The 12369-nt window shown below is 59.6% G+C and carries 10 protein-coding genes and 4 tRNA genes; 3 read left to right on the top strand and 11 right to left on the bottom strand.

Going from position 1 to position 12369, the window contains the following annotated elements:
- Positions 1-44: 44 nt before the first annotated feature.
- A complete protein-coding gene (locus tag ACGSLL_RS20370) occupies positions 45-410 on the bottom strand; it encodes an SPOR domain-containing protein (protein WP_394507706.1) in 366 nt (121 codons plus the stop codon).
- 249 nt (positions 411-659) lie between these two features.
- Here ACGSLL_RS20370 and csrA point away from each other — a divergent pair, with 249 nt between their 5' ends.
- Both csrA and ACGSLL_RS20360 read left to right on the top strand, forming a co-directional pair.
- Positions 660-854 (top strand): carbon storage regulator CsrA, encoded by a 195-nt coding sequence (csrA, locus tag ACGSLL_RS20365; RefSeq protein WP_003179932.1) that lies wholly within the window; start codon positions 660-662, stop codon positions 852-854.
- Positions 855-1565: 711 nt separating this feature from the next.
- Positions 1566-2096 carry a GAF domain-containing protein gene (locus ACGSLL_RS20360; protein ID WP_394507705.1) on the top strand — a complete coding sequence of 177 codons (531 nt, stop codon included), beginning with the start codon at positions 1566-1568 and terminating at the stop codon, positions 2094-2096.
- A gap of 125 nt (positions 2097-2221) precedes the next feature.
- On the opposite strand, the gene ACGSLL_RS20355 is transcribed toward ACGSLL_RS20360, so the two are convergent.
- Positions 2222-2298 (bottom strand) — tRNA-Val (locus ACGSLL_RS20355).
- 184 nt (positions 2299-2482) lie between these two features.
- On the opposite strand from ACGSLL_RS20355, the gene ACGSLL_RS20350 reads away from it, so the two are divergent.
- Positions 2483-3766: an NAD(P)/FAD-dependent oxidoreductase gene (locus tag ACGSLL_RS20350; RefSeq protein WP_394507704.1), complete on the top strand. Its 1284-nt coding sequence runs from the start codon at positions 2483-2485 to the stop codon at positions 3764-3766.
- Between the two features lie 43 nt (positions 3767-3809).
- Here ACGSLL_RS20350 and ACGSLL_RS20345 read toward each other — a convergent pair whose 3' ends face one another.
- From ACGSLL_RS20345 to ACGSLL_RS20305, 9 genes are all read right to left on the bottom strand, one after another.
- Positions 3810-4781 carry an XdhC family protein gene (locus ACGSLL_RS20345; protein ID WP_394507703.1) on the bottom strand — a complete coding sequence of 324 codons (972 nt, stop codon included), beginning with the start codon at positions 4779-4781 and terminating at the stop codon, positions 3810-3812.
- A gap of 1 nt (position 4782) precedes the next feature.
- Positions 4783-6018, bottom strand: coding sequence for a c-type cytochrome (locus ACGSLL_RS20340; RefSeq protein WP_394507702.1), 1236 nt, complete (start codon positions 6016-6018; stop codon positions 4783-4785).
- A gap of 2 nt (positions 6019-6020) precedes the next feature.
- Positions 6021-6560 carry a (2Fe-2S)-binding protein gene (locus ACGSLL_RS20335; protein ID WP_258449783.1) on the bottom strand — a complete coding sequence of 180 codons (540 nt, stop codon included), beginning with the start codon at positions 6558-6560 and terminating at the stop codon, positions 6021-6023.
- Positions 6553-9384 carry a xanthine dehydrogenase family protein molybdopterin-binding subunit gene (locus ACGSLL_RS20330; RefSeq protein WP_394507701.1) on the bottom strand — a complete coding sequence of 944 codons (2832 nt, stop codon included), beginning with the start codon at positions 9382-9384 and terminating at the stop codon, positions 6553-6555. The genes ACGSLL_RS20335 and ACGSLL_RS20330 overlap by 8 nt, the downstream gene beginning before the upstream one ends.
- Positions 9385-9780: 396 nt before the next feature.
- Positions 9781-9857, bottom strand: a tRNA-Asp gene (locus tag ACGSLL_RS20325).
- Between the two features lie 93 nt (positions 9858-9950).
- A tRNA-Asp gene (locus tag ACGSLL_RS20320) sits at positions 9951-10027 on the bottom strand.
- A gap of 55 nt (positions 10028-10082) precedes the next feature.
- Positions 10083-10158 (bottom strand) — tRNA-Val (locus ACGSLL_RS20315).
- A 183-nt stretch (positions 10159-10341) separates the two neighbouring features.
- Entirely contained in the window at positions 10342-11115 is a 774-nt protein-coding gene (locus tag ACGSLL_RS20310) for an SDR family oxidoreductase (RefSeq protein WP_394507700.1), read from the bottom strand.
- The gene (locus ACGSLL_RS20305; protein ID WP_394507699.1) at positions 11112-12323 is read right to left on the bottom strand and encodes an O-succinylhomoserine sulfhydrylase; all 1212 of its coding nucleotides are present in this window, start codon (positions 12321-12323) and stop codon (positions 11112-11114) included. The genes ACGSLL_RS20310 and ACGSLL_RS20305 overlap by 4 nt, the downstream gene beginning before the upstream one ends.
- Positions 12324-12369: the final 46 nt, after the last annotated feature.

Below are 12369 nucleotides of genomic sequence, written 5' to 3'. Positions count from 1 at the left end.
AGTCGTGTCTGAGAACCTTTAGGTGATTCCGCCGGGTGGCTCGCTTAAGGCGTGAGCGGATGCTCGACCAGCACCGATTCGATGTTCTGTTTTTTCGCCTTGACCAGCGCCGCATCAACCTGCACTTTCCGTGCTTCGGCCTCTGCCTTGGAGTTGAACGGGCCAATCAGAATCCGCGTTTTGCCGCTGCTGTCCTTGATGACGGTCGGTACGAACGCATGCTCGATCAACCAGCCGCTCAGATCACTGACCGCTTGTGGTGTTTCTCCGCGCACTTCCAGATCCCACTGCGGAGCAGCCGCGACTGCCGACGCTGCGACAGCTGTTTTCGGCGTCGGCACATCACCCTGCTTGCCCTCTCCACAGCCCGCCAATACCAGTGCTGCGATTACCCAGACCAATTTGCGCACAACGCTTCCCTCGAAAATCTCAAAGCCGCGATCTTATCACTCATAAATCTTCGCGAGCCCCGCAAAATGGGCACAAAACAACGAGATTGATGCTTGCAGCCTCTGTATAGTTACGCCCTGGGAATTAATGCCGCTTCTGCGCGTCAGAAAGAGGCACCCAAACCGTGAGACTTCGCACTAATCTATACGTACCACCGACCTCTGCACTGTCTGAATCAGGTGCCCTACAAAGCAATCAAGGAGAAGACCATGCTGATACTCACCCGCAAAGTCGGTGAAAGCATAAACATTGGCGACGACATCACCATCACCATTCTGGGCGTTAGCGGCCAACAGGTCCGCATTGGCATCAACGCACCGAAAAACGTGGCCGTGCACCGTGAAGAGATTTACCAGCGCATTCAGGCTGGCCTGACCGCTCCGGACAAACCACAAACGCCTTGAGTCGCATCGCAGTCAGTAGCCAGTCCGTTTACCTCGTGGAATGACTGGCTAGAGCTTCACGCGCCGTTTTGCCATCCGCTTCCCACTCCGCTGGGCACGGCGCCTGACACGCAAGTCCCGCCTTCACTTCCGCACGCCATTCCTCCCGTTGCCCGCCAGATACTACCTGCCATCCCAGCGACTGGCTGTCGGACGTTTCCGATAGAGCGCAGGGAATTCGCACCGCTAAACAAATGACACGCCTCGCGCCATGCCTGTCGCCGCCATCGCCATCAAACCCGCAAAAGCGCGCAATGAAGGGCAGTGAGAAATCCTTGGGCGAAAAAGCCAAATCGCAGGCAAAAAAAATCCCAAGCAGCTGATGGAAGCTTGGGATTTAAAAATGCATAAACCGTGGTGGTGAACGCGGGGCGGATACTACTCAATCCCACCTGCCGTCACAACAATTTTCTGATAACCGGCTGGTTCAATAAGACCGTAACCCCTTCAATATCCACATTATTTTAGTGGGTGCTGGACTAACGTACCTGGAAGCGAACGGCCGACGCAGGAAATGGTCCTGTGACAAAGGCCGGTGAGGAAGGCTACGCTAACGACGCTGGCAAGAACCCTGGTTGATACGACTCCCCTTCTCCAGCGGTATCGCCTTTCAGACGCATCGACACAAGCGGCAGCCTCGGCAACGCGTAAGCAATTCGGAGATTTGAACGTATGGAAATGAGTGAGACCGTTCTTAAGGCATCCCTGAGTGCAGAAGAACGCTCGGCGATTGCCGAAATCGAAGCAACAACCAATATCCTGCAGCTCGTAACGCGCCTGACCGGCACACGCTTCGCCGGGATCGCAAAATTTACCGAAACCGAATGGATAGTTTGCTCGGCGTACGATCCGATCGAACTCGGCATCAACGTCGGCGACACGCTGGATCTGGAGACCACGCTGTGCAGCGAGTTTCGGCGAGACCCCAAGGTGCTTTTCCTGCCCAAAATCAGTGAAGACGGCCGTCTGTGCTCACGCCCAGTCGTGAAGCAGTTTGCGATCGAGAGCTATGCAGGGGCGCCTGTTTTTCTGCCGGATGGAAGGTTGTGGGGTGCCTTGTGCGCGCTGGATTCAAGGGCAGTACTGTTCGACAACCCGGACCTCGCGGAAACGCTGACGCTGTTCGCAAGGCTCATAGGCTGCATTTTCTTCACAAATCTGGCGGGAGAAGAAAACGGACGCAGCAATAAGCACAGCGCCTGACCTTATCCACTTGAAAGCCCTAAAGTTACGCCGTTACCAAGCGAGGCGTTGCAAATCCAGGACAACAAAAAAGGGCCCACCTTTCGGTGAGCCCTTCCAGACCGCCCAGCAGAGCGGATTTTGTTTGGTAGGCGCGATTGGACTCGAACCAACGACCCCCACCATGTCAAGGTGGTGCTCTAACCAACTGAGCTACGTGCCTGCTGTGAGGCGGCATTCTACGGAATTCCGAAGGGGTGTCAACACCTTTTTTTCACCTAACCCTATGAATATGCAAAATATTTAATGTGCCCCCCGGTAACGCGGTTTTTCCGGTGGCTGGCGGAGGTTTTTCAACTCGGGTAGGATCAGCGCACTCGTAAAATATATTAAACAGAGGCGGCAGGATGGCGAACACCCCTTACCCAGAATCTTATTACGCTGCGTCGGCCAACGCCGCGCCGTCCCGTCCGGCGCTGCAGGATGATGTGGAGACGGATGTCTGTGTGATTGGCGCCGGGTACACCGGGCTGTCCTCGGCGCTGTTTCTGCTGGAGAACGGTTTTCGCGTGACCGTGCTGGAAGCGGCCAAGGTCGGCTTCGGCGCTTCGGGGCGCAATGGCGGCCAGATCGTCAACAGTTACAGCCGCGACATTGACGTGATCGAACGCAGCGTCGGCCCGAAGCAGGCGCAACTGCTTGGGCAGATGGCCTTCGAGGGCGGCCGGATCATTCGCGAGCGCGTGGCCAAATACAATATTCAATGCGATTTGAAGGACGGTGGCGTGTTCGCCGCGCTCACGCCCAAACAGATGGGCCATCTGGAATCGCAGAAGCACCTCTGGGAGCGTTTCGGTCACGGCCAATTGGAACTGCTCGATCAACGCCGTATTCGCGAAGTCGTCGGCTGTGAGCAATACGTCGGCGGCATGCTCGACATGAGCGGCGGGCATATTCATCCGCTAAACCTGGCGCTCGGCGAAGCGGCGGCGGTTGAATCTCTCGGCGGCACTGTCTATGAACAGTCGCCGGCCGTACGCATTGAGCGCGGTGCCAATCCGGTGGTGCATACGCCGCAGGGCAAGGTCAGGGCCAAATTCATCATCGTGGCGGGCAACGCTTACCTCGGCAATCTGGTGCCGGAACTGGCGGCCAAATCGATGCCATGCGGCACTCAGGTGATCACCACCGAGCCGTTGGGCGATGAGTTGGCCAAGGCGCTGCTGCCGCAGGATTATTGCGTTGAAGACTGCAACTACTTGCTCGACTACTACCGCCTGACGAGCGACAAGCGCCTGATCTTCGGCGGCGGTGTGGTGTATGGTGCGCGCGACCCGGCCAATATCGAGGCGATCATCCGCCCGAAAATGCTCAAGGCTTTTCCGCAGCTCAAGGATGTGAAGATTGACTACGCCTGGACCGGAAACTTCCTACTGACGCTGTCGCGTTTGCCGCAGGTCGGGCGTCTTGGCGACAACATCTATTACTCGCAAGGTTGCAGCGGCCATGGCGTTACGTACACGCACCTGGCGGGCAAGGTGTTGGCCGAAGCGTTGCGCGGTCAGGCGGAGCGTTTCGATGCATTCGCCGATCTGCCGCACTACCCCTTCCCCGGCGGGCAGCTGTTGCGTACACCGTTCGCTGCGCTGGGCGCGTGGTATTACGGCCTGCGCGATAAATTCGGGATGTAAAAAAGGGCCGCTGAACAGCGGCCCTTTTTCGTGGAACGTAAACTCAGAGCTGATCCCGAGCGATCCCGCTTCGAATCCGCACGATATCCGCCAGCACCGCCAAGGCGATTTCCGCCGGTGTCTTGCTGCCGAGATTGAGACCGATCGGCGCATGAATCCGCGCCAGCTCGCCTTCCCCCAGACCGCCAATCCGACGCAAACGCTCGAAGCGCTTTTGCGATGTCTGCAGTGAACCCATCACGCCGATGTAGAACGCTTCGGTGCGCACCGCTTCCATCATCGCCAGATCGTCGATGCGTGGATCGTGCGTCAGCGCCACCACCGCGGTGTCGCGATGGCAGCCGCCGTCAGCAATGAATATCGACGGCAACTGCCGACGAATTTCCACCCCGTTCAGCACAACCCCCTCGAGCACTTCATCGCGCGGGTCGCAGAGAATAACCTCGAAACCAAGGCCCACGGCGAACTCGGCACATGCCTGCGCGACGCTGGAATAACCGGCAAGCAACAAACGCTGCGCCGCGCCGATACGAATGCGCACCCGATCAAGCTCGCGCTCGATCCGCGCACCCTGCTCGCAATCAGCGAACAGACTGCGCGCACCATCAGCCAGATCGACCTCGCGAATCAGACGACGCTGACCGAGCAGCGCCGATTGCAACTCGCGCAGATGCGCCTGCACCTCGCAGTCAGCATCGAGTTTTTCCACCAGCACATCAAGAATGCCACCACAGGGCAGACTGACCCGCGAGCGCGGATCGTCCCCCTCGCCGTAGCGCACGACGTCGACGGCATTCAAAAAGGCTCCTTCGGCGACGCGCTGGAGAAAATCCTCCTCGACGCAGCCACCGGACAGCGACCCGATCCACTGCCCGCCCTCGTTCACCGCCAACAGCGAACCCGGCGCGCGCGGCGCCGAGCCATAGGTCGCCAGCACCGTGCACAGCCAGATGCGCTGCCCGGCCTGTGACCACTCCAGCGCCCGGCGCACCACTTGCAGATCGAGATGCTGCATGTCAGTGCGCCTTGTGCTCGATCGACGGAGCGTCCGCTTGCAGCTTCTGCACCTCGCTCACCGCCAGCTCTGCCGATTGCCCACCCCAGCCTTGACGCAGGTAGTTGAGCAGATCGGTCAGTTGCTCAGGACTGAGCTTGTCGGCAAATCCCGGCATCGGCTGCATGTGTTCGAACCCGGAAAACTTCTGTTCGCCGATGCCGTCCTCGATGACGCGCAGCAGGTTACGCGGATCTTCCAGACGCAACGTGGTGTTGCCGCGCATGGCCACCGCGATGTGCGGTTTGCCTTCGCCACCCGCCGCGTGGCAGCCGGCGCAGACATTGAGGTATTCCTGACGACCGCGTTGGGCACTGGCACCGAGCTGCTCGACTGGCACTTCAACCAACGCCTTGGCTGCCGGCGGTTGCTCACCCAGCAGGAAGCTCGCCATGGCTGCAAGATCCGCATCCTTGAGACCCTGAGTGCTGTTGTGAAACACCGGGAACATCTCGTTGAACATCGTGCCCTGTGCACTCATGCCGTGTTTAAGAAATGTCGCCAGATCCTGCTGATTCCAGCCGCGCGCAGCCAGATCGGTGGCGAGCAGACTCGGCGCCAGGTAGCCGTTGAGAATCCCACCAGTCAGACGCTTGTCCAGCTGCATTGCGCCCGGCAGGCCGCGCGGGGTATGGCATTCGCCGCAGTGGCCGAGCACTTCGACCATGTACTGGCCGCGCTTCCACACTTCGCTTTTGCCTTCGGCCGGTTCCAGCTTCAAGTCTTTACCGTACAGCATGTTCCAGCCCATCAGGCCCGGGCGCACGTTAAACGGAAAGCTCAGGCTGGTGACCGGCGCGGCACGCTCGATCGGCTCGATGGTTTTCAGATACGCATGAATCGCATCGGAGTCTGCGCGCGGCATCAGGTGATACGAGGTATACGGCATCGCTGGATACAGGTTTGCCCCGTCGCGCCGCTTGCCTTCGGTCAGCGCAGCAAAGAACTCGTCATCGTCGTACAAACCGATGCCGTATTTCTTGCTTGGGGTGATGTTGGTGCCGTAGATCGTGCCGAACGGCGAAACGATCGGCAGCCCGCCGGCAAACGGCGCACCACCCGCTGCGGTGTGGCAAGCCATGCAATCAGCGGCGCGGGCAAGGTATTCGCCGCGTTTGACTTGCTCATCGGCATGGGCGAACAACACTGGCGCGACAAGGCCGACCGCAAGCGTCAGGCGGGTCAGTAAACGCTTCATGTTCAACCCTCCTTGACCAGGCCGAGATCGGTCAGCACGTTGCGGGTGGCGTTGTAATAACGCACGTACCCGGTGCAACGGCAGACGTGATGGCCAAGGCTGTCCTCGATGACCTGTTCCAGCTGGCTTTTGACGATCGGCTGACGCTGCAGCTTCTCCACCAGCACTGTCGCGGCGTTGACGAAGCCTGGCGCGCAGTAGCTGCACTGGAAGGCGAACTCATCGACGAAACGTTGCTGGATTGGATTCAGCTCAGTGACCTGCCCGTGCTCGTCACGCTTGGCATGGGACTCGATGGTGCGGACCTTTTTGCCCTCGAAATAATGCGCGCCAGTGATGCAGGTACGCACTTCTTCGCTGGTGCCGTCCGGGTTGTCGACGATCACCACGCAGGCGTGGCAGATACCCTGGCCGCAGCCGAGACGCGAACCAGTGAGATTTTTGTATTCGTGCAGATAGTCGATCATCGGCAGGTCATCAGGGATGTCCACCGGGCCGACGGATTGACCGTTGAGGGTCAGTTGAAGCGGACGGTTAGCCATTGAGGGCCTCCTTGATGCGCGCAGCAGTGATGGGCAGGTCGCGAACACGTTTACCGATGGCGTGGGCCACGGCGTTACCGATGGCACCGACAATCGGGATCATCACCACTTCGGCGATGCCTTTGGACGGATCGCTCGGCGACAGCGGCGGCAGAATTTCCGCAGTCTGCTTCCACACCGCCACATGACGCGCCATCGGCAAGCGATAGCGGTTGAAGTTCCAGTCACCCTCCCCCGGCCCGCCTTCGTACAGCGGCATTTCTTCCATTAGAGCGTGGCCGATACCCATGGCGATGCCGCCCTCGAGCTGGCCCTTTACCAGTTCTTCAACCAGCACACGACCGCACTCGACCCAAGAATGGTGGTTGAGCACTTCAACTTCTGCCGAGCCTTTATTGACCTTCAGCTCGACCAGCGTGGCGACCGGGCTGTAGTAAGTCACTGCAGCGTTGTTCAGTTGCACCACCGGGTAGTTGATGTTCTGGCGATCGAGCAAGTGGAAACCGGCGCTGTTCATCTGCGCCTTTTTTGCCTGCGGCGCGCCATCACCGTACTTCACCGCCAAACCGTCGAGCGGCAAGCGCTCGCGAACGCCGTCGATGCTGTACTCCGCCTCGGCCCAGCTCCAGCGGTTGAAACCGTGCACCGTGGCCGCGGTGACCAGACCGCGTTCGTGAGCACGCTTGGCCAGCTCTTCAAAGCTCAGCGGCTGCATGCCGTTGGCGGTCAGTTTGCCGTCAACCCAATGCGCATCTTCGCGTCGCACCACGTACGGGTTGGCCTGGCCGCCATACGGGCCCTGACGCCAGATCTCCAGCGCCGCCGGCCACAGCCCATGATTGAACAGCACACGCGCCGCTTCCCGGGTGGCGTGGCTGAAGTAGTAAGCCGAGTTGGTCGCCGACGAGGCCGAAGCCAATTTGCCGACCCAACGCGGGTTGCGCAGCAGGCTGTCCTGCTCGGCCTGGCTCATGATGTAAGGGTTGCCGCTGGTGATCAGCTGCATTTCCTTCCATTCGGTTTCGCCGGTCTTCACTTCATGAGCCGGGCTGCCGAGGAAATCGGCCACCATCAGCGCCTGCGAGGTGGACATGCCAGTGCCGATTTCGATGCCGATGTGACGCAGACTGATGCGCCCGTCAGCGCTGAACTCGATGCTGGCCATCGGCGCTTCGGAACCGGTTCCGAAGTCTTTCTGGCAGATGGCGAAACCAACGCCGTACCAGTTGTCCGGGTCTGCCGCTTCGCGTTGCTGCTTGATCGCGTTGCGGTTTTTCCAGACTTCGTGCACTGCGGCTTTGTCGAGAATTTCATGCAGGCGCAGCGCACCGGCAGGAATCGCGCCCTGAGTGTTTTTCATGCCCGAACGCAGGGCATTCTTGCGGCGCAGATCGATCGCGTCGACACCCAGGCGATCGGCGATTTCATCGACCATCATTTCGGTCGACGCCATGCTCTGCAATGTGCCGTATCCGCGCATCGAACCCGCTTCCACCGCCCGTGAGTGATACGCGGTGACCTGCAGATCGTTCTGCGGCATGTAGTAGATCGACTGCGCCGCTGTCGCACCGACCGCCGCCACGGATGGGCTGTAGTTGACCCGACCGCCACCGTCGACGCTCATTTCAGCGCGGAAAATCTTGAAGGTGTAGTCGTTCTTGTCTACGGCCAATTGGTAACGGATGTCGAACGGGTGACGCTTGATGCCGCTCTGGAACTGCTCGTAGCGATCATTGGCCAGACGCACCGGCACACCGGCGCCATACAGCGCAGCCAGAGCTGCGTAGTAGACGAAAATATTGTGGTCCTTGGAGCCATAACCAACGGTGTAACCGGGGTGCATATTCAGATTGGCGAGACCAAAACGCGACGGCGCGATCATTTTTGCGGTATCGGTCGCTACTTCCAGTGGACACTGGGTGGCCACGACGAAGTGCAAAGTCTTGGTCTGCGGATCGTACCAGCCGTTGCCGTTATCCGGCTCCAGCGCGGCTGGCTCGATCGATGGGGTCTTGTAGCGCTCGTCGAACACCAGCCAGTTGTCCGGCGGGGTATCGATTTCTTTCTTCATGCGCTCGGCGTAGAACAGGCCGCGCTCGGTCAGGTTGCCGTGCAGGTTGGGCTGGGAATTCCACACCGGGCGGCGGTTTTTCAGCATCGGAAACAGGATCGAGTCCTTGAGGCTGGCAAACTCGTCTTCATCCGCCGAGGTCGCGCCGCCGACACGTACATAGCGGAAGCTGCCGTAGGGTTCGCCTTCGTAGAACGGCACTTTGTCGCCGTAACGAATCGCCTTGTCGTTGAATTTGAGCTGGTTCTTGGCCTGACGGAAACGCTCGAAATCGTTCCAGATCAGGATCGCCACCGGGTGGCCGATGAACATCGGTACCTTGCCTTGCGGCAGTAATGGATCAGGGGCGTGCTCTTCCGGGAAGACAATGCCGTCCTTGTCGAGATCAGCGGCGGTGACGATGCGATCCGGCTGCAATTCAGCGCCGAGCCAGGACAGGTCTAAGCCGTTGTAGATTCGGTCAGCCTTGATGGTTTTCAGCAACATGGCGTGGCCTTGCTGCTGCGGCCAGCCGGGCATGTCTCTGGAACGTATGTCGCGGGCAAACACTTTGCTGCCGCAGACCTTGGACAAGGCATCGTTACGCTGACGCGCCTTGCCATTGTTGCCGAGCCACTGCTCGGACGGCACGGTGACGCTGTTTTCCATCAAGGCAGCCAGCGCCTGACTGCTGAGCGGTGTGAGCGTGACGCTCACACCCGCCACCAGCCCGCCCTGGAGGAACGAGCGCCGGGATATTTCACGGTTGGACATGGATGATCCTCTGGGCGGTTATATATCCGCCCTTGTGGTTATCTACTGGGAATCTCGAGTCGTGCAGAAGCCCTTTCTGGCGAAGCAAAGAGCTGTGTTGACAGTGCAAAGCTGACCGAAAGGTTAACTTTAAAGGTTTCCGAGGCCGCAGCAAACAACCAGACACAAAAAAGCTGACTAAATAATCAAAAAATCAATGCGACGTGGTACCACACCAAATGCCCCACATAGGAATTTGTGTTGGATTCAGAATCAGGAGGAAGGAGCAGAGAGGAAAAGCCAAATTTCAGACACAAAAAACCCCGGCCTCTCGACCAGGGTCTTTGCTATCGATTCCGAATCCGCCAATGGCTTACTTCGGTGCTTCAAGGCGTTCAGTGGTCCTTGGAGCAGATATGGCGCAGCGGACGGGACTCGAACCCGCGACCCCCGGCGTGACAGGCCGGTATTCTAACCGACTGAACTACCGCTGCGTATCGCTTTGAGCTTGCGCTCAAGTAACTCGTTTTGATCGCAGGCTTCGGTGCCTGACAATCGCGAACCAGATTGATCTGACTCGTAAAATATGGCGCAGCGGACGGGACTCGAACCCGCGACCCCCGGCGTGACAGGCCGGTATTCTAACCGACTGAACTACCGCTGCGCGTCGGTGCAGGCACTTTCAGCCTACGCTCTTGCTTACGCAAGTTTCTCTGGAGTGGTGGGTGATGACGGGATCGAACCGCCGACATTCTGCTTGTAAGGCAGACGCTCTCCCAGCTGAGCTAATCACCCGTTTGCATCTCCGAGGCCGCGAAATTTACGCAGGTAGCGAACCTAAGTCAATAGCAGGATTGGAGTTTTTTTCAAAAACAGCTTTTAGCTGCAAGCTATCAGCCGCAAGAAAAAGCATGAACACCCACAGCAGGTACACCACCATGCTTCAACTTGCAGCTTGAAGCTAGAAGCTGCCTCTCGCTACGTGTAGACCATTTTCTTGGTCATGCCGCCATCGACGACGAATTCCTGCCCGGTAACAAACCCGGCATTTCTGGAGAGCAGCCACGCCACCATCGCCGCGACGTCTTCGACCGTGCCTACCCTGCCCGCCGGATGCTGGGCATGATCAGCATCTGCCAAGGGTTCGGCGCGCCGCGCAGAGGCGTCGCGTGCATCGATCCAACCGGGGCTGACGGCATTGACGCGAATCTCCGGGCCGAGGCTGATTGCAAGCGCGTGAGTCAGCGCCAGCAGCCCGCCCTTGCTCGCCGCGTACGCCTCGCTATCGGCCTCGGACTGGCGGGCGCGGGTCGAGGCCAGATTGACGATCGAACCGTTGTGCGCGCGCAGGTACGGCGCACAGTGCTTGGCCAGCAGCATCGGCCCGCTGAGGTTCACCGCGAGCACGCGATTCCAGTACGCCAGATCAAGGCTTTCCAGGGTGATATTGTGCGGGTCAGCCACAGCAGCATTGCAGACCAGCGCATCGAGCCGGCCAAACTGCCCCAGCACCTCAGCGACACCCAAGGCGACCTGACTTTCATCGGCGACATCCATGGCGATGAACCAGGCATTCTCACCCAGCACCTTCGCTACTTTCGAGCCGCGCGTGCGATCAAGATCGGTCAGCACCACTTGCCAGCCTTCGCTGATCAGCCAGGCCGAGATCCCCAGACCGATGCCCCGCGCGGCCCCCGTGACCAGCGCAACGCGGCCATGGGTGCCTGCGGTCGGCGTAGACAACTCGATCACAACGCAGCCAGACCGCGCGCCAGATCGGCCTGCAGGTCAACGACATCTTCCAGACCGACCGCAATGCGGATCAGACTGTCACGAATACCAGCCGCTTCGCGCTCTTGCGGCGCCAGACGGCCATGGGAGGTGGTGCTCGGATGGGTAATGGTGGTCTTGCTGTCGCCGAGGTTGGCAGTGATCGAAATCAGTCGAGTGGCGTCGATGAAGCGCCAGGCGCCCTCCTTGCCCCCCTTGACCTCGAAACTGACCACAGCGCCGAAGGCCTTCTGCTGACGCTGCGCCAGTTCGTGCTGGGGATGGCTCTTGAGGCCGGCGTAATGGACCTTCTCGATGCCTTCCTGCTGCTCCAGCCATTCAGCCAACTCTTGCGCATTGGCGCAATGCGCCTTCATGCGCAGGTTGAGAGTTTCCAGCCCCTTGAGGAACACCCACGCATTGAACGGGCTCAGTGTCGGCCCGGCGGTACGCAGGAAGCCCACCACTTCTTTCATCTGCTCGCTGCGCCCGGCGACCACACCGCCCATGCAACGGCCTTGGCCGTCGATGAACTTGGTCGCCGAATGCACGACGATGTCTGCGCCCATTTTCAGCGGTTGCTGCAACGCCGGGGTGCAGAAGCAGTTATCGACAACCAGCATCGCGCCTTTGCCGTGAGCGATCTGCGCCAGCGCAGCGATATCGACCAGCTCGGCCAGCGGATTGGACGGCGACTCGACAAACAGTAGTTTGGTGTTGGATTTGATCGCCGCATCCCACGCCGACAGATCGGCCAGGGGAACGTAATCGACTTGCACACCGAAGCGCTTGAAGTACTTCTCGAACAGGCTGATGGTCGAACCGAAGACGCTGCGTGAGACCAGCACGTGATCGCCGGCGCTGCACAGGCTCATTACCACCGCCATGATTGCGGCCATGCCGGTGGCGGTCGCAACGGCCTGCTCGGCACCTTCCAGCGCAGCAATGCGCTCCTCGAATGCACGCACGGTCGGGTTGGTGTAACGCGAGTAGACGTTGCCCGGCACTTCCCCGGCAAACCGTGCGGCCGCATCGGCAGCGGTACGGAACACGTAGCTGGAGGTGAAGAACATCGGATCGCCGTGCTCGCCTTCCGGCGTACGGTGCTGACCGGCGCGTACGGCCAGAGTATCGAACGCTACGCCTTCGAGGTCGCTGTCCAGCCGACCGGCATCCCATTCCTGACTCATGCTGTCACTCCTTGCCCTGTTCTCGAAAATTGACTGTCAGATACAA

It is taken from the genome of Pseudomonas retamae (assembly GCF_043496865.1).
In the GTDB taxonomy this organism is placed as follows: Bacteria; Pseudomonadota; Gammaproteobacteria; order Pseudomonadales; family Pseudomonadaceae; genus Aquipseudomonas; species Aquipseudomonas retamae.
This window is presented reverse-complemented; position numbering and strand designations above follow the sequence as displayed.

Coding starts and splice junctions, on each gene's coding strand:
- csrA (WP_003179932.1), top strand. CDS start 660: ATGCTGATACTCACCCGCAAAGTCGGTGAAAGCATAAACATTGGCGAC.
- ACGSLL_RS20360 (WP_394507705.1), top strand. CDS start 1,566: ATGGAAATGAGTGAGACCGTTCTTAAGGCATCCCTGAGTGCAGAAGAA.
- ACGSLL_RS20350 (WP_394507704.1), top strand. CDS start 2,483: ATGGCGAACACCCCTTACCCAGAATCTTATTACGCTGCGTCGGCCAAC.
- ACGSLL_RS20345 (WP_394507703.1), bottom strand. CDS start 4,781: ATGCAGCATCTCGATCTGCAAGTGGTGCGCCGGGCGCTGGAGTGGTCA.
- ACGSLL_RS20340 (WP_394507702.1), bottom strand. CDS start 6,018: ATGAAGCGTTTACTGACCCGCCTGACGCTTGCGGTCGGCCTTGTCGCG.
- ACGSLL_RS20335 (WP_258449783.1), bottom strand. CDS start 6,560: ATGGCTAACCGTCCGCTTCAACTGACCCTCAACGGTCAATCCGTCGGC.
- ACGSLL_RS20330 (WP_394507701.1), bottom strand. CDS start 9,384: ATGTCCAACCGTGAAATATCCCGGCGCTCGTTCCTCCAGGGCGGGCTG.
- ACGSLL_RS20305 (WP_394507699.1), bottom strand. CDS start 12,323: ATGAGTCAGGAATGGGATGCCGGTCGGCTGGACAGCGACCTCGAAGGC.